At 65.1% G+C, this 20264-nt stretch carries 14 protein-coding genes; 7 read left to right on the top strand and 7 right to left on the bottom strand.

What is annotated here, in order from left to right; all coding sequences use genetic code 11:
- The first annotated feature begins 59 nt into the window (after positions 1 to 59).
- From F4827_RS05935 to F4827_RS05925, 3 genes are all read left to right on the top strand, one after another.
- Positions 60 to 281, top strand: coding sequence for a glycine zipper 2TM domain-containing protein (locus tag F4827_RS05935; protein WP_183722803.1), 222 nt, complete (start codon positions 60 to 62; stop codon positions 279 to 281).
- Between the two features lie 261 nt (positions 282 to 542).
- Positions 543 to 1088, top strand: coding sequence for a hypothetical protein (locus F4827_RS05930; RefSeq protein ID WP_260174993.1), 546 nt, complete (start codon positions 543 to 545; stop codon positions 1086 to 1088).
- Positions 1089 to 1413: 325 nt separating this feature from the next.
- Positions 1414 to 3015 (top strand): L-lactate permease, encoded by a 1602-nt coding sequence (locus tag F4827_RS05925; protein WP_183722801.1) that lies wholly within the window; start codon positions 1414 to 1416, stop codon positions 3013 to 3015.
- A 98-nt stretch (positions 3016 to 3113) separates the two neighbouring features.
- Here the strand turns inward: F4827_RS05925 and bamC are convergent, their stop codons facing one another.
- Entirely contained in the window at positions 3114 to 4373 is a 1260-nt protein-coding gene (gene bamC / locus F4827_RS05920; RefSeq protein WP_183722799.1) for an outer membrane protein assembly factor BamC, read from the bottom strand.
- 401 nt (positions 4374 to 4774) lie between these two features.
- On the opposite strand from bamC, the gene F4827_RS05915 reads away from it, so the two are divergent.
- The gene (locus tag F4827_RS05915) at positions 4775 to 5269 is read left to right on the top strand and encodes a DUF2844 domain-containing protein (protein WP_260174992.1); all 495 of its coding nucleotides are present in this window, start codon (positions 4775 to 4777) and stop codon (positions 5267 to 5269) included.
- Positions 5266 to 6552, top strand: a complete 1287-nt coding sequence (locus F4827_RS05910; RefSeq protein ID WP_183722797.1) for a DUF3443 domain-containing protein — start codon at positions 5266 to 5268, stop codon at positions 6550 to 6552. The genes F4827_RS05915 and F4827_RS05910 overlap by 4 nt, the downstream gene beginning before the upstream one ends.
- A gap of 5 nt (positions 6553 to 6557) precedes the next feature.
- Here the strand turns inward: F4827_RS05910 and F4827_RS05905 are convergent, their stop codons facing one another.
- Positions 6558 to 7112 (bottom strand): hypothetical protein, encoded by a 555-nt coding sequence (locus F4827_RS05905; RefSeq protein WP_183722795.1) that lies wholly within the window; start codon positions 7110 to 7112, stop codon positions 6558 to 6560.
- Between the two features lie 168 nt (positions 7113 to 7280).
- On the opposite strand from F4827_RS05905, the gene F4827_RS05900 reads away from it, so the two are divergent.
- Both F4827_RS05900 and F4827_RS05895 read left to right on the top strand, forming a co-directional pair.
- Positions 7281 to 9017 (top strand): VRR-NUC domain-containing protein, encoded by a 1737-nt coding sequence (locus tag F4827_RS05900; RefSeq protein WP_183722793.1) that lies wholly within the window; start codon positions 7281 to 7283, stop codon positions 9015 to 9017.
- Positions 9014 to 11296, top strand: a complete 2283-nt coding sequence (locus tag F4827_RS05895) for an ATP-dependent DNA helicase (protein ID WP_183722791.1) — start codon at positions 9014 to 9016, stop codon at positions 11294 to 11296. The genes F4827_RS05900 and F4827_RS05895 overlap by 4 nt, the downstream gene beginning before the upstream one ends.
- Positions 11297 to 11380: 84 nt before the next feature.
- Here F4827_RS05895 and F4827_RS05890 read toward each other — a convergent pair whose 3' ends face one another.
- The 5 genes from F4827_RS05890 to xylB form a co-directional block, all read right to left on the bottom strand.
- A complete protein-coding gene (locus tag F4827_RS05890; protein ID WP_183722789.1) occupies positions 11381 to 14239 on the bottom strand; it encodes an ATP-dependent Clp protease ATP-binding subunit in 2859 nt (952 codons plus the stop codon).
- 406 nt (positions 14240 to 14645) lie between these two features.
- Positions 14646 to 15845, bottom strand: coding sequence for a sugar ABC transporter permease (locus F4827_RS05885; RefSeq protein ID WP_183722787.1), 1200 nt, complete (start codon positions 15843 to 15845; stop codon positions 14646 to 14648).
- Complete coding sequence (xylG, locus tag F4827_RS05880) at positions 15842 to 17395, bottom strand: D-xylose ABC transporter ATP-binding protein (protein WP_183722785.1); 1554 nt, start codon at positions 17393 to 17395, stop codon at positions 15842 to 15844. Before xylG ends, F4827_RS05885 begins: the two co-directional genes overlap by 4 nt.
- 87 nt (positions 17396 to 17482) lie before the next feature.
- On the bottom strand, positions 17483 to 18511 hold the full coding sequence (gene xylF / locus F4827_RS05875) for a D-xylose ABC transporter substrate-binding protein (RefSeq protein WP_183722783.1): 1029 nt from the start codon (positions 18509 to 18511) through the stop codon (positions 17483 to 17485).
- 232 nt (positions 18512 to 18743) lie between these two features.
- Complete coding sequence (xylB, locus tag F4827_RS05870; RefSeq protein ID WP_183722781.1) at positions 18744 to 20234, bottom strand: xylulokinase; 1491 nt, start codon at positions 20232 to 20234, stop codon at positions 18744 to 18746.
- Between the last annotated feature and the right edge of the window lie 30 nt (positions 20235 to 20264).

The following is a 20264-nucleotide window of genomic DNA, read 5'->3' as shown; positions in this document are numbered from 1 at the left end:
ATCGGGCCTGATTTTTGCGTCTTGTTCCGCACTGCATACCTTACTCGTTGGAGTCGAAAATGAAATCGCTCGCTCATGCCCGTACCCTGCTCACCGTGACTACGCTGGTTGCCGTGCTCGGCAGCCTGTCGGCTTGCGACAACATGTCCCGGCGCGACCGCGACACCGCCATCGGCGCGGGTGTGGGCGGCGCGGCCGGCGCCGTGATCGGCGGCAGCGCGCTCTCGACCGTCGGTGGCGCAGCCGTTGGCGGCATCATCGGTAATCAGGTTGGCAAGTAAAAACGTTCGCGGCTTCGCGTAACGTTTTGCAACGCGGCTGCCACGGCGGCGCACGCAACCGATTCCACATTCGTAGCGACAAAGCCCCTGACAAGAAGAGCCGCAAGGCTCACGAAACAGCAGGCAAATCGGCGCTAGCGCCGGCTTCAGGGCGGACACGCGGCGCATGCTTTTGCAAGAGCATGCGCCGCGTTTTCACGCTGGCGTCCCCTGGCGAAACCGGCGCGGCGTGATAGCCTGAATGGTCCGCCTGGAGTCGCCATGAAATCCCCGTTCCACGTCAATGCACTGCGCCGTCCTTTTCACTGGGCGGCTTCGGCAGGTGCAGCCGGCGCGTTGCTAGCGCTCGGTGGCTGCTATTACTACACGCCTTACGGTTATTCGCCCTACCCGGCGTACTACTACGCGACTGTGCCTGCCAGCAGCACACAGCAGCAAAGCGCGGTAGCCGTTGCAGGTTCAAACACTGGGGCGTACGCGAACCCGCCGAGCTCGCGTCCCAATCCCGCCCCCGCCGCCGTTGCCGATGCGCAATACCCCGGGCCGCTTTACCCGTCGCCGCCCGTTGCTGTCGCGGTGCCAGCGTGGCCGGCCTACCCCGCTTACTACAGCTGGCCGGCTTACTACGCCTATCCAGCAAGCTATCCCGGGTATTACGGCTACTCAGGCTGGGGATGGGGTGCGCCAGCCGTCTCGCTGAGCGTCGGTTTCTGGGGCGGCGGGTATTGGGGACGTGGAGGCTACTGGGGTCACGGCGGTTACTGGGGTCGTGGCTACGGCGGCTACGGAGGCCACTGGCATCGCTAGTGCTTCGTTGCGCCATCGCGGCGCACGACCGTACTTTCCCTGCTTGACGCTTGCGCACCATTTTCTATGCTGCAAGTGGGCATCGGGGATTGAAACACTGCCTTACTGAATAAGCCCTCCTCCGCGTGCTGTGTCCTGTGCCTTGTGCCGACCAGCGCTCTGCCTGCCGTTCGCTTCCTCGTTCGCCTGGTCGTTCGCTTCGTCGTTCACTGCACCATCGCATCACTGCCTGCATCGCCGAGCCCTGCCCGGCACGCCGCGCGCCTGTGCGCCTTGCGCCCGCGCACCGGAGCGCGCCGATACGAACCAGCAGAAAGGAGACGTCATGTTTCATCAGCTGTTGACTCCCATCGGCAATTCGCTGCTCCTGTCTTTTCTCGTCGCCGTCCTGCCGATCGTGGTGGTGCTGCTCATGCTCGGCTGGGCGCGCCGGCCCGCTTGGCAGGCATCGTTCGCGGGGCTGGTCGTGGGCCTGATCGTCGCGATCGCGGGCTGGCAATTCCCCGTCAATCTGGCGGTCAGCGCCGTGCTCAACGGCGTGGTCTTCGCGCTCTGGCCGGTGATGTGGATCGTCGTCACGGCCATCCTGCTCTACAACATCGCGCTGCGTTCGGGCCGTTTCGCGGCGTTCCGCATGTGGCTGCTCGACAATCTGCCCAACGACCGGCGCATCGTGCTGGTGGTCGTGGGCTTTTCATTCGGCGCCCTGTTCGAAGGTATTTCCGGCTTCGGCACGCCGATCGCCATCACGAGTTCGCTGCTCATCATGTTGGGCTTCCCGACCCTCGAAGCGCTCACCTTCACGCTGATCTTCAACACCGCGCCGGTGGCATTCGGCGCGCTGGGCGTGCCGATCACGGTGCTCGGCGCGGTCACCCACCTGCCCGCCGACGTCCTCGGCCAGATGGTCGGCCGCCAGTTGCCGTTCTTCGCCCTGCTGCTGCCGTTCTATGTGATCGCGATTTACGCGGGCGTGGGCGGCATGCTGCGCATCTGGCCGGTGCTGCTGGTCTCGGGCGGCAGCTTCGCGCTCACGCAGTTCGTCACCGCGAACTTCGTCAACTACAGCCTCACCGACGTGCTTTCCTCGCTCGTCTCACTGATCCTCACGATCCTGTTCCTGCGCGTCTGGAAGCCCGCGCCCGACGCCCGCTTCGAGATCCACGTCGATCGCGCGAAGGAAGTGCGCGGCAGCGTGACGGGCGCGCAGGGCTGGTATCCGTGGATCATCGTCGCGGCGGTCGTGATCATCTGGACCGTCGCCAAAGTATTTGCGATCGGCGACGTCAAGGTGCCGTGGCCGGGCCTGAACAAGGCCGTATTCATCACGCTCTACAAGACGCCCTATGGCGCGGTGTGGGACTTCCAGCCGCTCGCCACCGGCACGGCGATTCTGGTGGCGGCCATCATCACGGCCTTCGTCGTGCGCCTGAAGCCGGCCGATTTCGGTGGCGCGGTGGTCGATACCTGGGTGCAGACGCGCATCGCCATCCTGACCGTGGCGACCATCGTCGGACTCGCGTTCCTGATGAACTATTCGGGGCTGACCTACACGCTCGGTCTGGGCGTCGCCTCGGTGGGCTCGTTGTTCCCGCTGGTGTCGGCGTTCCTCGGCTGGGTGGCGGTGTTCCTCTCGGGCAGCGATACCTCGGGCAACGCGCTGTTCGGCAATCTGCAGGTCGTGGCCGCGCAGCAACTCAACCTGAACCCCGTGCTGATGGCGGCCACCAACTCGTCGGGCGGCGTGATGGGCAAGATGATCTCGCCGCAGAACATCGCGACGGGCGTGGCGACCACCGAACTCAAAGGCCAGGAAGGCCACGTCTTCGCGCGCACCTTCAAGCATTCGATCCTGATGACGGTGCTGCTCGGCATTCTGGTGTGGCTGCAGCAAAACGTGCTGACGTGGATGATCCCCCCGCACTGAGCACTGAGCGCACGCCGCGCGAACTCAGCCCGGCTTCGTAACGAAAAAACCCGCCTGCAAGCGCAAGGCGGGTTTTTTCCTGGGGTATCGCTCAGAACCTAGTGCAGTTCTTCGACCACGAGGCCCATGATTTCGCGTGCCGGACGCGAGGAATCGATCTGGCCGCTGTCGTCCACCACCGCAACGCGGGTCTGGTTTTCGGTGACGGCGCGCACGTTGACCTTGTACTGCTTCGCGACCTTTTCCTTGCGGCCGTGGAAGATCTGGTTCCAGAAACCCTGTTCAGCCGAGGTCATGTCCTGCGGATCGACGTAGCGCACATAGTAGATGCCCTTCGAGCGATCGCGGTCGTCCACCGTGAAGTTCGCGCGGTCGAGCGCGAGGCCCACGCGCAGCCATGCGCGGTCATACGGCTCACCCAGCGTCAGTTCGGTCGAGGTGTACTGACCCGATGCGCCGCCTGCTGCCGCACCCTTGGACGAACCCGTCGCCGCGGCGCTCTGGCCCACGGCTGCGGCGTTCTGTGCTGCGATTGCCGCCGCTGCCGCATCCGGCTTCGAGGACGCGCCGCTGGCGCCCTTCGCGCTGGCGTCGGCCTTGGCGTCGGCTTGCGCCGCCACCTGTGCGTCAGGCACGCCCGGCTTGGCGCGCGCGAGCGTCACCATCAGGCGCTTGAGGTACTCCTGTTCGAGCGCCGGATCGTTGGGCTTGGGCACCCACTTGCTGGTTTCGTTGTTGGTGCCCGAAAGCTGTTCGCTCAAGCCCTTCTGGCTGATGAACACGTAAGTGCCGCCGCCAGGCGAAGTATCCAGACGCGTGCGGTACTTGTTGCGCTCCGCCGTGACGTAGGAATTGCCCGTGGCCCACGACAGCGTATTGCGGATCAGACCATCGTTGATCTTCGGATGGGTTTCGTTCCAGTCGGTTTCCATCAGGCCCTTGTCGCGCTGATCGACCACCAGCAGGAAGCCTTGCTCCTGCCAGAAACGGCGAACCTGCGCCCAGACGTCGGCGGGCGGGCGGTTGTCGATGACGAGCCAGCTTTCCGTGCCGTCACGCTGGATATGCATGCCCGGCACCTGGGGCAGCACTTCGCTGTTTTCGTCGGTGGCCGGCGCGGCGGCCTGCACCTGCTTGAGCGCCGACAGCGAGGTTTCGCCGCCCTGCGGCGGCAGCGAGCGCTGGTCGGCGGTTTCGTCGAGCATGTTCGGCGGAACAGCCAGCGACGATTGTTTCGCCTTTGCGTCGCTACGGTAATCGATCTTGCCTGGCGTCGGCGAGCTGCAGCCGGCGACCAGCCCGCCCGCCATCAGGAGCGCAATCGCGCGTGCGGCAAGACGTTGATGAAAATCACTCATGTTCGGGTAATCCCTTCGGCTACGGCCACGGCCAGTGTGTGCGTGGATCAACCAGCCATTTTACCGGCGAGAGGGCGCTATGTGCAAAAACCGGGGTGAGACGAAGCGTTTCCATCTGTTGCCGAGGTAAGAAGCGCGGCGCGCGCGGCGCGCTCGCGAAGCCACACGAGCCGTGGATCAAGGTCGCCGCGTAACGTTCATCAACATTCTAAAAACGCGTGCCAATCGACTTTCATCTGGAAAATCTTATTTCATATCAATGAGTTGTAGAAATACCCGCGTCGAGCACAAGTTTGTTCGAAGCGGCATTTCTGTCTCGCATGACTTGCCACGGCGACCCGGTGCTAATTTTTCCCAAAAATTCGAAATAACAATTCGAAAAACGTCGCACGGAGAGCGTCATGACAACTTGCAGCCTCAAACAGGCGGGCCGCGCCGCGGCTCTCGCCTGCCTCGCTTCGGCCCTTGCCGCGGCGGCCATGCCCGCCTGGGCGGCGCTAGGCGATATCGCCCCCTCCCGCACGCCGGTGAGTACGGGCGGCAACGCAGGCGCCACGCACTATCTGATCGGCAGCACGGTGCGGGTTACGCAAGCCGTCGATGCGGGCGGCACGCTCGTGCGCGAGTATGTCGCCACGGCGAGCGGCGAGGTTTTCGCCTACACCTGGCAGGGTCCGTCGGCGCCGGATCTCTACACTTTGCTCGGCCACTATGCCGACGATTACCAGCGCGGCGCGCTCGCGCTTCACATCGCCGGGCGAGACGGCCTGCACGCCGCGCGCGTCGATACACCGGGCGTCATCGTCGAATCCGGCGGCCTGATGCGCAGCTACGTCGGCCGTGCGTGGCTGCCGGGCGCGCTGCCGGCTGGCGTGACCGAAGGAGACCTGCGATGAACGCGCGCGTTACGCTGCTCGCGGGCGTGCTGGCTTTGGCGCTGGCCGCCTGCGGAGGCGGCAGCGGCGGCTCGTCGGCCGCAAGCGTAACGACGGCCGCCAGCGCGCCCGCCGCTTCCAGTCCAGGCGGTACGGGCGGTACAAGCGGCAGTTCCAGCAACATCGCGCCGTCCCCGACCACCGGCACCGTGGCCCCGTCCACCACGCCGAACGTACTGCCGATCACGGTCGCCTCGACGCCCACCTCGACCCGCAATATGTTGATGGCGAGCGTCACGGTCTGCGTGCCCGGCACGAGCACCTGCGCGAGCGTGGACGATGTGCAGGTCGATACCGGCTCGCAGGGCTTGCGCCTGCTGGCCTCGGCATTGCCCGCGGGCTTCGCGCTGCCGGCCGTGGCAGCGGGCAGCGGCAGCGCCCCGGCCGGCTCGTGCGCCGCCTTCGGCTCCGGCTATACATGGGGCGCAGTGCGCAGCGCTGACGTCAAACTGGCGGGCGAAGTCGCCGCCGCGCTGCCGATCCAGCTGATCGCCGACCCGTCGGTGCCGACCACGCCGAGCGCCTGCAAGAGCTTTGGCCTCGCCATGATGAACAGCACGGCATTGCGCTCGAACGGCATTCTCGGCGTCGGGCCGTTCAGCGCCGATTGCGGCGCGGCCTGCGTAAACGGCCCCAACAGTTCGTGGTACTACGCATGCCCCTCGGGCAACTGCACGCCCAGTGCACAGCCGCTCGCGCAGCAGATCAGCAACCCGGTGGCGGCGTTCGCGAGCGACAACAACGGCGTGGTAGTCGACCTTCCCGCCATCGCCGGCACGGGCGAGAGCAAGGTGAGCGGCTCGCTGATCTTCGGCATCGGCTCGCAGGCCAACAATGCGCTGGGCAGCGCGACCGTGCTGCGCGGCAATTCGGTGACGGGCTTCGTTTCGACCACGACCTCGGACGGCACCGTTTATTCGCAGAGCTATATCGATAGCGGCTCGAACGGCTTTTTCTTCGCCAATACGACGCTCACGCGCTGCGGCGTGTGGTTCTGCCCGGGCTCGCCGCAAAGTCTCGGGGCGACGCTCAAGGGCGTGGACGGGGTCTCGGCGAGCACGTCCTTGTCAGTGGCGAACGCAACGTCACTGTTTGCCACCGGCAACTGGGCGTTCAACAATCTCGCGGGATATAACGGCAGCGCATTCGGCTGGGGGCTGCCGTTCTTCTTCGGGCGTCGCGTGTACACCGCGATCCAGGCGCAGACGACACCCGCGGGCGCGGGGCCGTACTACGCATTCTGAGCGGACTATTCGGCTTGCGCGTCCGAGGCCGGCGTGGTTTTCGCCAAGGCTGCCGGCGCGAGCCAGTGGAACGACGTCAGCGCGCCGGTGCGATCGTAGGTGCATTCGGCTGCGGTCTGCGGCGGCGGCGCCTTGTGCAGGCCGAGCCTGGCGGCGATGATCGCGATCGGCGTAGTGGGCTCGGGTTCCTTCGCTTGCGGCGCGGAAGCCGTCGCCGGCACGCTTGCTGCCGAAGCGCCCGCCGCGAAGGTGGCGTGCTGTTTTGCAACCGCACCGGATGCTGCCGTCGCTGCCGATGCCGAAGAAGCCCCAACCGCACCGGAAGCCGGCGCACTCTCGAGCGGCAGCATGCCGCGTTCGAGTTGCCCTTCGATCACGACGCGCTGACCGCGATACGCCACCGCCCTATGCGTCACCGAAAGATCGCCCAGCGAAGCATGGGCGAGCCGGGCGCGCATCTCCTGTTCGCAGGCGCTGGGGTTCTGGTACTGCGCAACGCAGCCCGCGAGCAGGGTGGCGCCGGCCGCGAGGCCGACAAGACAGACATTCCGTTTCTTCATCGCTCTTGTCGCTGTATCTGCTGTAGTCGCGCGTGGCGCGCGCTGGGGTTTTCAGGCTGCGGCAATTGTAGCTTACGGGCCGGTTCGCGCCGGTCTGGGCAGGACAGCCAGACAGCCCGGCGCGCGAGCCTGCTATCATCGCGGCTGTATATCCGTACAGTGCCGCGCGTGCTCCCCGACTTCCCCAATCCGTTCTATTACCTCGCGAACTTCGAGCGTGCGCTCGGCTGGCTCGACGCGCGCTGCGCCGATCTGTTCGACGCCGCCGAGCAACGCTTCGTGCGAGGTTTCGGCACGCTGCCGCGTGCCTCCCGGGCGTTGTTCGTGCGGATGCTGATGCGCAAGGGCCCGCAGTTTCGCGCCAGCAAGCTCGACTATGCCGAAATCGGCTGCCCGCGCGCAGCGGCCTTGCCACTGATCGAGGCGGGCTGGCTCGAAGGCGCGCCGGTACTCGAACTCGGCGAACTCGCCGCGCTTGTCACACGGCCCGAATTGCAGACGCTCGCCGCACGGCTCGTAGCCGAAGCGCACGAAAAAACGCCGCCTTGGGATGCGCTGCATGCGCTCAACCTGCGCACCGCCACCCGCGCGGCGATGCTCGACGCGCTCTGCACAGCCGCCCCATGCGCACGCGAATGGAGCGCGTGGTTTCCGCACGCGGCGGACACCGTCTTCGACTTTTCCGCCGCCGCGCCCTTGTGCGAACGGTTGCGCCTGATGTTCTTCGGCAACCTGCGGCAGGACTGGAGCGAATTCGTGCTGGCCGATCTGGGCGTCTACCGCTACGAGCCGGTTGCGTTCGACGACGCTTCGCGTGCGTTCCAGCAGCGCGCCGATATCGACGCTTATCTGGCCTTGCGCGATTGCCGCGAAGCCTTTGAACTCGCGCCCGAGGACCAGCATGCCGAGATCCTCGCCGCCGCGCTCGATGTGCTCGACGCCCTCGCCCCGCACACCCGGCCCAACGCCTGGCTGCGCACGCGCCATGACCGCGTGCGCCACGCGGCTGGCCAGGCGGCCGAACGGCTGGGCCACGCCGCGCTCGCGATGCGCGCCTATCTGGACAGCGGCCACCCCGAATCGCGCTATCGCCGCGTACGCGTGCTGGAGCAACTGGGTCGCCGTGACGACGCCTGCGCCCTCGCCCAGACAATCGCCGCCGCGCCCATCAACGAAGAAGAAGCCCAGCGCGCCGCGCGCACGCTCGGCCGCCTGATGCGCAAACGGGCGACGGTGCAATCGACCCACGCCACGCCAGGCCACGCGCTGATCGAACTCACATTGCCCGCCGCGCACCTCCACCTGCGTGTGGAAGAAGCGTCGCGCCTGGCGCTCGCCAGCGCCGAAGCGCCGGTGTTCTACGTCGAAAACACGCTGATTACCGGCCTGTTCGGGCTGCTGTGCTGGCCAGCGCTGTTCGCCCCGCTGCCGGGCGCGTTCTTCCACCCGTTCCAGCGCGGCCCCGCCGATCTGCACGCGGCCGATTTCGTCACGCGTCGCGACGCGCTATTCGCCGCCTGTCTCGCCGAACTCGAAAGCGGGACCTATCGCGCAACCATCGAACAGCGTTTCGCCGATAAATACGGCACGCAGTCGCCGTTTATCGCGTGGGGCGCGCTCGACGAAGCCTTGCTTGCGCTGGCGCTCGACTGCTTTCCCGCCGCGCATCTGCGCCTGTGGTTCGAGCGCCTGCTGCGCGAACCGGCCGCGAACCGCTCGGGCCTACCCGACCTCGTGCGCTTCTGGCCACGCGAGCGCCGCTACGAACTGATCGAAGTGAAAGGCCCAGGCGACCGGCTGCAGGACAACCAGCGCCGCTGGCTCGCCTACTGCGCCGCGCATGGCATGCCGGTGACGGTGTTGCAGGCGCGCTGGGAGGCGCCCGAATTGATGCCAGCGCGATGACCTACACCGTCGCTGTTCGCACGCTCTGCGAGTTCACCGCCAAACGCGGCGACCTCGATCTGCGCTTCACGCCCTCGCCCGATGCAAGCGAAGGCCGCGCGGGCCATGCGGCCATCGCCGCGCGTCGTCCCGCCGGCTACGAAACGGAGATCGCCTTGAGCGGCACGTACGGCGCACTCACCGTACGCGGGCGTGCCGACGGCTATGACCCGGCCCGTCGACGCCTGGAGGAATTCAAGACCTATCGCGGCGATCTCGACGCCATGCGCGAAAACCAGCGCGCGCTGCACTGGGCGCAACTGCGCGTCTATGGCGCACTGATGTGCGAGAAACTCGGCCTCGACGCGCTCGAACTCGCGCTGGTGTACTACGAGATCGGCACGGGCCGCGAGACCGCGCTCGTCGAACCAGCCAGCGCCCAGCAACTGCGCGCGGAGTTCGAGGCGCAGTGCGCACGCTTTGTCGCCTGGGCCGAACAGGAAAGCGCCCATCGCGCGGCGCGCGATACCGCGCTCGGTGCGTTGCGCCTGCCGCACGCGAGGTTTCGCCAGGGTCAGCGCGATCTCGCCGAAGCGGTCTGGCGCGCCGCCACCCAGGGCCGCTGCCTGCTGGCGCAAGCCCCCACCGGCATCGGCAAAACCATCGGCACCTTGTTCCCGCAGTTAAAGGCCTGCGCGCGCGGCAACATCGACAAGGTGCTGTTTCTCAGCGCGAAAAGCCCGGGGCGGCAACTCGCGCTCGATGCGCTCGACACGCTCGCCGAAGCGCATGCAAAGGACAACGCGCGGCTTCCGTTGCGCGTGCTCGAACTGGTGGCGCGCGACAAAGCCTGTGAGCATCCGGAACTCGCCTGCCACGGCCAGTCGTGCCCGCTTGCGCGCGGCTTCTACGACCGGCTGCCCGCCGCACGCGCAGCGGCGCTGGCGCGCGTGAATCTCAAGCGCGAAACGCTGCGCGAAGTTGCTGGCGAACACGCCGTCTGCCCGTACTACCTCGGCCAGGAACTGGCGCGCTGGAGCGACGTGATCGTCGGCGACTACAACTATTATTTCGACGTGAGCGCCATGCTGTTCATGCTCGGCGCGCACAACCAGTGGCGCATGAGCCTGCTCGTGGACGAGGCGCACAATCTGCCCGAGCGCGCCCGGGCGATGTATTCCGCCGAACTGGTGCAGACCCGCGTGGACGTCGTGCGCCGCGCCGCGAGTGCGCCGGTCAAACGCGCCCTCACGCGGCTCGCGCGCCACTGGAATGCCCAGAACGCGCTGTCGCCCGAGGCATGGCGCGCGAGCGACGCCCTGCCCGACGGATTGGTGCCCGCGCTTGGCGATGTGATTGCCGCCATTGGCGATCAGCTGGCCGAACCCGCACTCGTGCGCGACGCCGAACTCGAACGGTTCTATTTCGACGCGCTGCATTTCGTGCGGCTTGCGGAACGCTTCGACGAGCAGTCGATATTCGACGTCACGCCTCTTCAGCCAGGCAAAGCGGGCGGCAACGCACAGCGCACACGCTCGACCTTGTGCATCCGCAACCTCGTGCCCGCCAACGCACTGCGCCCACGTCTGGCCGCCGCGCATAGCGTCACGCTCTTTTCCGCCACACTCGCGCCCGCCCACTATTACGCCGATATGCTGGGACTGCCCGCCAACACCGTGCAGGTGGAAATCGGTACGCCATTTCGCGCCGAGCAACTCGACGTGCAGATCGCGCGCGATATTTCGACGCGCTACAAGGATCGCGCGCGCTCGCTGGAAACACTCGTCGAACGCGTTGCGCGCCAGTACACGGCGCGGCCCGGCAACTATCTGTGCTTCTTCAGCAGCTACGATTATCTCCAGCAGGCCGCCGATGTATTCGTCGCGCGCCATCCGCAGATCGACACCTGGAGGCAGTCGCGCACGATGGACGAAGCGCAGCAACAAGGCTTCGTGGCGCGTTTCGTGGAAGGCGGCAGCGGCATCGGCTTTGCGGTGCTTGGCGGCGCGTTTGGCGAAGGTATCGATCTGCCGGGCACGCGCCTGATCGGCACGTTTATCGCAACGCTGGGCATGCCGCAGGTCAATCCGGTCAACGAGGCCATGCGCGAGCGCATGGAAACGCTCTATGGCGCGGGGTTCGACTACACCTATCTGATTCCCGGCCTGCGCAAGGTCGTGCAGGCCGCGGGCCGCGTAATACGCAGCGAGGCGGACAGCGGCGTGGTGCATCTGCTGGACGACCGTTTTGCGCGGCCCGATGTGCGCGCCCTGCTGCCCGCGTGGTGGGATGTAGCGTGACGCGCGATTGATACGGATTCCATATCAATATCGATGAATGGAAACGCAGCGCCAGAATGGCGCTGCGTTCACCTCAAGCACCCGTCACGCCCACTTCGACTTACCGCCGCCCTTGCCGTTCTTCTTCGATGAAGACGGCGGTGGCGGCGGATCGCCTTCGAGATCGTCGGCGGCGATCTCCGGCGCGATCTCCTTCACGTCGGGCTTCACGCCTTTGCCCTTTTTCGCATTCTTTGCCTCCTGAATATCGGCAGGCACGGCGGTCTTGTCGATGGTGACTTCCTCGTTGGCCTTGTCGTAGCCGATCTCGACCGTGTCGCCCGTTTGCAGCGCATCGCCCAGAATCTCCTTGGCGAGCCGCGTTTCCACTTCCTGACGAATCTGCCGCTTCAACTCACGCGCGCCGAATTCCGGTTGGTAACCGGCTTCGACCAGATGATCGACCAGCGCGTCGCTATTATTGATCGTGATGCCTTGCGCCGCCGCCGTGCGCGTCACGCGGTCGAGCTGGATCTGCACGATATTGCGGATGTTGTCCTTCGACAGCGCATGGAACACGATGATCTCGTCGATGCGATTGAGGAACTCGGGCCGGAAATGCCCCTTGAGCACCTTCATCAGTTCGGCGCGCACTTCCTTGTCGCTCTTGCGCTTGTCCTCGGGCTGCTCCAGGTTCTCCATGATGATCGACGCGCCCAGATTGCTGGTGGCGATGATGATCGTGTTACTGAAGTCGACTACACGGCCCTTGCCATCCGTGAGCCGTCCATCGTCGAATACCTGCAGCAGCACGTTATAGACGTCCGGGTGCGCCTTTTCGATTTCGTCGAGCAGAATCACGCTATACGGGCGACGCCGCACGCGCTCGGTCAACTGGCCGCCTTCGTCGTAACCTACGTATCCCGGCGGCGCGCCAATCAGCCGCGCGACTGCATGGCGTTCCATATACTCGCTCATATCGATGCGGATAATGGCCTGCTCGTCGCCGAACACGGTTTCCGCGAGCGCCTTCGCAAGTTCCGTCTTGCCCACGCCGGTCGGCCCAAGAAACAGGAAGGTCGCAATCGGCCGGTGTTCCTGGCCAAGGCCAGCACGCGAAAGCCGCACGGCATCGCTGACCGCTTCCACCGCGTCGCTCTGCCCCACCACGCGCTCGCGCAGCTTGTCTTCCATCTTGAGCAGCTTCTGGCGCTCCTCCTGGGTGAGGTCGGCGACCGGAATGCCGGTGAGCCGCGAGACCACTTCGGCAATCGAGGCGACCGTCACTTCCAGCGTCTCCGAACCCGTCTTTCGCTGCCAGGCTTCGGTCAGTTCTTCGAGCTTCGCCTGCTTCTCCTTGATGCGCTCTTCGAAACCCTTGGCTTCGTCATAACGCTTGCGCGAAGAGGCGTAATCCTGCTCACGCTTGAGTTGCGCGATTTCCGCCTCGAGCTCCTGAATTTCCGCCGGACGCGAGGTCGCGCCGATACGCACGCGCGCGGCCGCCTGGTCGATCAGATCGATGGCCTTGTCGGGCAGGAAGCGCGAAGTGATGTAGCGATCGGAAAGCTCGGCGGCCGCCACGAAGGCATCGTCGGCGAAAGTGACCTGATGGTGCGCTTCGAGCTTGTCGCGCAAGCCGCGCAGGATCACGATGGTTTGCTCGACGGTCGGCTCGGGCACCAGCACGGGCTGGAAGCGCCGTTCGAGTGCCGCGTCTTTCTCGATGTACTTCTGATATTCGTTGAGCGTGGTCGCGCCAATCAGGCTCAGTTCGCCGCGCGCAAGCGCAGGCTTGAGCACATTGGCGATATCGAGACCGCCCTCGCCGCCGCCCTGCCCCGCGCCCACGATCGTGTGCAACTCGTCGATAAAGAGAATCAGCTCGTCGTGCTTGGCCGTCACTTCGTCGATCAACTGCTTGGCGCGTTCTTCGAATTCGCCGCGATACTTCGCGCCCGCCACCATCGAGTTGATATTCACTTCCACGAGGCGCTTGCCGCGCAGCACTTCCGGCACGTCGCCATTGACGATGCGCTGCGCGAGGCCTTCGACGATGGCCGTCTTGCCCACGCCCGGCTCGCCGATCAGCACCGGATTGTTCTTCTTGCGGCGCGCCAGCACTTCAATCGTGCTTTCGATTTCCTGCGCGCGGCCCAGCACCGGATCGAGCTTGCCCTGACGCGCCATGGCCGTGAGGTCGCGGCCAAACTTGTCGAGCGTGGGTGTGCCGGTAGGTGCATCCACGCGTCCATCCTCCGCGCCTTTGCCCACCACCTTCACGACTTTCTGGCGCAATGCCTCGGGCGACACGCCGTACTTCTTGAGCAGCGTGCCCGCGATGCTGTCCGGCACCGAAGCGAGGCCAATCAACAAATGTTCGGGGCCGACGTACGAGTGCCCCAGATCGCGCGACGCCTGAAAAGCGAACTGGAAGGCCTTTTTCAGACGCGGCGATATCGTCATCTTGTCAATGGCCGCGTCGGGTCCGGCTTTGCCCTTCTGCGCATGCTGATCGATATAGGCCTTGATGTCCTGCGGCGACAGCTTCAATTCCTTGAGCAGCGCCGCACAAACGTCCGTGTCGGCCAGCACGTAAAGCAGATGTTCCGTATCGAGTTCGGTGCGCTGCAGTTCGTGCGCCTTTTCAGCGGCGCGCTGCAGGATCTCCAGCGTCTGCTCGCTGAACGCATCGGTGGCATCGACCGATTCGCGCGGCACTTCAGCGGCGAAGCTCGTGTCGTCCTCGCCGTCATCGTGTCCTCGCTCCTGGTCGCCGCCGAAGAAGCGCGACAACCCGCTGCCGCCAAGCAGCGAATCGAACGGATTCAACATGCTCTGGTGGCGCATCAATTGCCGATAGTCGTAGTCGCAGATCGACATCGATTTGCGCTGGCCGTTTTGCACCACGGTCACGCGCGCGACAGCGGGCCGCGTATTGCAGATCTCGCAAAGAGTAGGCATGGTCGACTCGTCTCCAGTTCGGCGCCGTTTCGCGGCGTGCGAGACGGCACGGCGCATCCCGGGATGCGTCGAAAATGTGGGGAGCGGCAGCGCGTCGCACAGATGGAAGCCGGTACGGGCTCATCGACACTGATCGAAACGACTACGCGGATTGCGCGAAACGTGCGACGCCGCGGCGGGCGGTAGCGGCTTCGACGTCAGGCTCTCAAGACATGCGTCGAGCGCACACTACAAATCGATTGTGGCAGGAATCCGAACCTCGCGTACCGAGCGTGCAAACCGTCGCCGGAAAGAAAACGAGCGGGATTGGCATCCCGCCCGCAGAGCGCGCACCCATGCGCGCGAGGAGAACAACTCGAATGACGAATTCGTCTACATCAGAGGAATGCGGCGAGGTTTGCTATCTTCAGCGGCGGTTCGAACCCGACACCACATCGATCCACACGGCCAGCACCAGGATGCCGCCCTTCACGATCATCTGCCAGTAGGAATCGACATCGAGCATCGACATGCCGTTGTCGAGGCTCGCCATCACGAGCGCGCCGATCAACGCGCCATACACGGTGCCCGAGCCGCCGCGCATCGACGTGCCCCCGATAAAGCAGGCGGCGATGGCATCGAGTTCGCCCATCGTCCCTGCAGAAGGCGAACCCGCCGCAAGACGCGCGGTGTTGACCATGCCCGCGAACGCGCACATCAGGCCCATCAGCGCGAAGATGGCGAGCTTCACGCGGTTCGTGTTGACGCCCGAAAGACGCGTGGCTTCGAGGTTCGAACCGACCGCATAAATGCGTCGGCCAAACACGGTTTGCGTAGCGATCCACGTAAAGACGCCGAGCAGCGCAAGCAGTAAAAGCACCGGCACGGGAATACCGCCGTAGCTGTCGAGCATCAGCACGAAGGCCAGCACGATCGCGCCCGCGCCGACGATCTTCGCGCCATCCTGCCAGAGCGGCACCACGCTCAACTGATAGCGGCGGCGATTCGCACGCTGACGCACCGTGAGCACGGCGAGCAGCACGAAAAGCGCAAAGGCCAGCACGTCGCCCGCGATGCGCGGCAGATAGCCTTGCCCGATGAATACGAAGGAATCCGAAACAGGTGAGATGGTCGAGCCGCCCGTGATGCCGAGTAGCACGCCGCGAAACGCCAGCATCCCGCCCAGCCCGACGATGAACGACGGCACGCGCCGGTAGGTCGACCACCAGCCGTTGAAGAGCCCCACCAGCACGCCGAGCGCGAGCACCACGGGCACCGTCACGCCAATCGGCCAGTGGCGGTTGACGTCGAGAATCGCCGCCACGCCGCCGAGCAGACCCAACAGCGAACCCACCGAAAGATCGATCTCGCCCGCGATGATGACGAACACCATCCCGCACGCCAGCATGCCGGTAATCGACATCTGCCGCAGCAGGTTCGAGACATTGCGTGGCGTAACAAAGGCGCCATGCGTGAGCACCGAGAAGAACACCCAGATTGCGGCCACGGCCAGCAGCAGGGCAAGAATCTTGTAGCGCGCAAACAGTTGCTGGAACCGCATGCCGAAGCCGTTTCCAGCGTTCAGCTGGTCTTCGCGCGCGCCTTGAGTCGTGACGTCGGGGGTCATGCTGCACTCGCTGAAAGAGTTGGGGCGCGCGCGCTCTGGATCGCGGCGCCAAGAATGTGTTCCTGCGTCAGGCCATCGTTGACGAAATCGCCGCGCACCTCGCCCTCGCCAATCACCAGCACGCGGTCGCTGATGCCCAGCACTTCGGGCAATTCGGACGACACCATCACGATCGCCACGCCGCGCTTAGCGAGCTGGAACACGAGCTTGTAGATTTCGTATTTCGCCCCGACATCGACGCCGCGCGTGGGTTCGTCGAGTATCAGCACCTTCGGCTCGGTCAGCAGCATTTTCGTCAGCACGGCTTTCTGCTGATTGCCGCCGGAAAGGCTCGCGATGGACAGCATGGGGTTGGCGGCACGCACCGAAAGACGCTGCATTTCCGTGCGGATCGTGTCGAGTTCCGCGGCGGCGTCGATACGGCCATGCTTCGCGAAGCGCTCCAGCACGGACAGCGTGATGTTGTGGCCCACGCCCAACTGCGGCACGATGCCGTGGCGCTTGCGGTCCTCGGGCACCATCGCGATACCGGCGCGGATCGCATCGAGGGGCGCGCGAATCTTGAGCGGCCGGCCCTCGAGCAGCACGGTTGCCGCGCAGTTGCCTTCGTAAGCGCCGAAGATCGCCTGCATCGTTTCCGTGCGCCCCGCGCCCACCAGCCCTGCCACGCCGAGAATCTCGCCGCGCCGCACCGCGAACGACACGTCGCTCACGCGCTTGCGGCGCGGATTCGTCACGTCGTAGCAGGTCACGTTGCGCGCCTCGAACACTACTTCGCCGATCTCGTGCGGCTCGCGCGGAAAGAGGTTCTTGATCTCACGGCCCACCATCATGGCGATGATGCGATCGGTACTGAGCGAGGCCATCGGCTCGGTCGCCACATGACGGCCATCGCGAATCACGCTGACCGTATCGCACACGGCTTCAACCTCGTCGAGCTTGTGCGAGATATAGACGCACGCCACGCCGCGCCGCTTCAGATCGCGCACGATGTCGAGCAGGATCTTCGTTTCCGCCGCGGTGAGCGACGAAGACGGTTCATCGAGGATCAGCAGCTTCGCGCGCTTGTTGAGCGCCTTGGCGATCTCGATGAGTTGCTGGTGACCGCCGCCATAGTTCATCACCGGCTGCGCGACATTGATCGCGTCGATGTTCAATTCGCGCAGCAATTCGTCGGCGCGCTGGTACATCGCCGCGTAATTCATGCGCCCGCCCGGCAGGGTGATTTCGTTGCCGAGAAAAATGTTCTCGGCTACCGAAAGCTGCGGCACCAGCATCAGTTCCTGATGGATGATGACGATGCCCGCGCGCTCCGTATCGCGCACGCTATGCGCTTCGAGCGGCGCGCCTTCCCAGCGGATCTCGCCGCTCCAGGTGCCGTGCGGATAGACGCCCGAAAGCACTTTCATCAGCGTGGATTTACCCGCGCCGTTCTCGCCGCACAGCCCCACGCATTCGCCGGGTCGCACCGTGAGATCGATGCCGTCGAGCGCTTTCACGCCCGCGAAGGATTTGACGATGCCGCGCATCGTCAGCAAGGGTTCGGTCATACGCCTGTTTGCCCGCGTTGAGGGCCCACGCACGAGACGGTGTGTTCGCGCGCGGGCCGCCTGATTGCTGGACCCGCCAAGCCTGGATTACTGGCTGGCGAGTTGCGCCTGCGTATAGAAACCGTCCTTGATGACGATATCGGCGTTGCTCTTCGTGAGCAGCGTCGGCTGCAGCAGCACCGTGTCGACCTTCTTCTTGCCGTTGTCGTATTGCGCGTTATACGAAGGCTTCTGGCCCTTCGCGAGATCGACGGCAAGTTTGGCCGCTTCGCCGGCAATCAGCTTGAGCGGCTTGTAGACGGTCATGGTCTGCGTGCCTGCAATCACGCGCTTGACCGCCGCAAGATCGGCGTCCTGGCCCGAGACCGGCACCTTGCCCGCGAGATGCTGCGCGGCCAGCGCCTGGATCGCGCCGCCTGCCGTGCCGTCGTTCGAGGCCACCACGGCGTCGATCTTGTTGTTGTTCGCGGTAAGCGCGTCTTCCATGATGCGCAGCGCCGTCGAGGCGCTCCACTCCGGCACCCACTGCTGACCGACCACCTTGATGTCGCCGCGATCGATGGCGGGCTTCAGAATCTTCAGTTGTCCTTCGCGCAGCATCTTGGCGTTGTTGTCGGTCGGCGCACCGCCCAGCAGGAAGTAATTGCCCTTGGGCTGCGCGTTGAACACGCCCTGCGCCTGGAGCTCGCCCACCTTTTCGTTGTCGAAGGAAATATAGGCATCGACATCCGCATCCAGAATCAGGCGGTCGTAGGACACCACCTTGATGCCGGCCTTCTTCGCTTCGGCCACCACGTTGCCCAGCGTCTTCGAATTAAACGGCACGATCACGATCACGTCGACGCCGCGCGAAATAAGATTTTCTATCTGCGAAATCTGGCGTTCCTCGCTGGCGTCAGCCGATTGCACCGAAACCTTCGCGCCCATTTTCTCCGCGGCGGCCACAAAGTAATCGCGATCGCGCGACCAGCGCTCCACACGCAGATCGTCGATGCAAAAGCCGATTTCCGGATGGTCCTTGCTCGCGTGTGCGAGCGGCGCAGCCAGCGACAGACTCGCGAGCACAGCGCCGCAGACCAGCGAACCCAGAACCGAACGACGTTTGGCGAACTTCATGTCTCCACTCCTCGTGTTATCGCGCGCTGGCCGGGCAAAGCGCGGCAGCTGCGCGTCGTTGCGTTATTGAATGGCGTTGCGAATTTCGGGTAATGCGGCAATACAGTAATGCGGCGCGCACGTTGCCACGCGCGCCAGCAAAGTGCCTGGCGGCGCGCTGTCGTACGCGATGTTGCCTGGGACTGCGGTCTTGCGGTCTTGCGGTCTTGCGGTCTTGCGATAAGACGACTGCTCAGGCGCCGCCGGCAAACACTGGGGCGAGCGCCCGATAAAGCGCGGCAAACGTCGGGCGACGCGCATCGCGATACCACGCATGGCGCGCGGCATCGGGTTCGCGCACCGCCAGCACGGGGGGTTGCGGGCACACCGTTGCGAGCGTCGCGCCCGGCTCAACCGCCAGATGCGCGAGACGCGCCGCGCCCAGCGCCGGACCGACTTCGCCGCCGGCTCGCAGCGTGAGCGCACGCCCGCTGATATCGGCGAGCATCTGCGTCCAGTAGGCGCTGCGCGAGCCGCCGCCGATCACCGTGATCGTCTCTGGCACGAGCCCCGCCGCGTGCAGCGCGTCCATACCGTCGAGCAGCGCGAAACCCACGCCTTCGAGCGTGGCATTGGCGAAATCGGCGCGCGAGCTTTGCGGCGTCATGCCGTAGAACACGCCCTTGGCGTTGACGTTGTTGTGCGGCGTGCGCTCTCCGCTGAGGTAAGGCAGGAACCAGGGGCGACGCGCATCGAGATCGGCATTCGTATGGGCCTGTGCATCGGCAAGCAAGGCCGCCACGTCTGCGTAGCCCGCCAATTGCGCGGTGAAATCAAGGCAACTGGCCGCGTTGAGCATGACCGACATGAGATGCCAGGTGTGCGGCAGCGCATGGCAGAAGCTATGCACTGCGGAATCGGGATTTGCGAGGAAGCCGTCCGACACCGCGAAATACACGCCCGAGGTGCCCAGCGACAACATCGCATCGCCCGGTTTGACGATGCCCACGCCCACCGCGCCTGCCGCGTTGTCGCCCCCTCCCGCCACGACAGGAATTTCGCGCAGGCCGAATTCGCGCGCGATCGCGGCGCTGAGCTTGCCCGTGATCTGGTTGCCTTCGAAGACTTCGGGCATCTGCGCACGCGTGAGTGAGCAGGCGTTGAGCAGCGCCTCGCTGTAGTCGCGCCTGGCCACGTCGAGCCAGAGCGTGCCCGCTGCGTCCGAAGGATCGGTCGCGAATACGCCCGTGAGCCGCCAACGCAGATAGTCCTTCGGCAACAAGACCTGCGCGATGCGGGAAAACACCTCTGGCTCGTGCTTTTTCACCCACAGCAGTTTCGGCGCGGTAAAGCCTGGCATCGCCAGATTGCCCGCCAGCGCATGCAACTCGGGCGCGAGGCGCTCCAGCTCGATACATTCGGCATCCGAACGACCGTCGTTCCAGAGAATCGCGGGACGCAGCACTTCGCCGCGCGCGTCCAGCAGCGTCGCGCCGTGCATCTGCCCGGTGAGGCCGAGCGCCTCGATGCCGTTCGTGTCGATGCCGTTGCGGCGTACCGTCTCCAGCAGTTCGTGCAGCGCGCGCTGCGTGACGCGCCACCAGTCATGCGGGTTCTGCTCGGACCAGCGCGGCTGCGGACGGCTCGCCGTGAGCGGCGCGCTCGCACTGCCGAGCACGTCGCCCGCCCGGTCGAGCAGTACCGCCTTCACGCCCGACGTGCCGAGGTCGATACCGATGAACATGTCTCCATCCTCTTTTTTTCTTGCTGCTGC

The organism is Paraburkholderia bannensis (assembly GCF_014200455.1).
Lineage (GTDB): Bacteria > Pseudomonadota > Gammaproteobacteria > Burkholderiales > Burkholderiaceae > Paraburkholderia > Paraburkholderia bannensis_A.
This window is presented reverse-complemented; position numbering and strand designations above follow the sequence as displayed.

Coding starts and splice junctions, on each gene's coding strand:
- bamC (WP_183722799.1), bottom strand. CDS start 4,373: ATGAGTGATTTTCATCAACGTCTTGCCGCACGCGCGATTGCGCTCCTG.
- F4827_RS05915 (WP_260174992.1), top strand. CDS start 4,775: ATGACAACTTGCAGCCTCAAACAGGCGGGCCGCGCCGCGGCTCTCGCC.
- F4827_RS05890 (WP_183722789.1), bottom strand. CDS start 14,239: ATGCCTACTCTTTGCGAGATCTGCAATACGCGGCCCGCTGTCGCGCGC.
- F4827_RS05905 (WP_183722795.1), bottom strand. CDS start 7,112: ATGAAGAAACGGAATGTCTGTCTTGTCGGCCTCGCGGCCGGCGCCACC.
- F4827_RS05895 (WP_183722791.1), top strand. CDS start 9,014: ATGACCTACACCGTCGCTGTTCGCACGCTCTGCGAGTTCACCGCCAAA.
- F4827_RS05930 (WP_260174993.1), top strand. CDS start 543: ATGAAATCCCCGTTCCACGTCAATGCACTGCGCCGTCCTTTTCACTGG.
- xylG (WP_183722785.1), bottom strand. CDS start 17,395: ATGACCGAACCCTTGCTGACGATGCGCGGCATCGTCAAATCCTTCGCG.
- xylF (WP_183722783.1), bottom strand. CDS start 18,511: ATGAAGTTCGCCAAACGTCGTTCGGTTCTGGGTTCGCTGGTCTGCGGC.
- F4827_RS05885 (WP_183722787.1), bottom strand. CDS start 15,845: ATGACCCCCGACGTCACGACTCAAGGCGCGCGCGAAGACCAGCTGAAC.
- F4827_RS05935 (WP_183722803.1), top strand. CDS start 60: ATGAAATCGCTCGCTCATGCCCGTACCCTGCTCACCGTGACTACGCTG.
- F4827_RS05925 (WP_183722801.1), top strand. CDS start 1,414: ATGTTTCATCAGCTGTTGACTCCCATCGGCAATTCGCTGCTCCTGTCT.
- F4827_RS05910 (WP_183722797.1), top strand. CDS start 5,266: ATGAACGCGCGCGTTACGCTGCTCGCGGGCGTGCTGGCTTTGGCGCTG.
- xylB (WP_183722781.1), bottom strand. CDS start 20,234: ATGTTCATCGGTATCGACCTCGGCACGTCGGGCGTGAAGGCGGTACTG.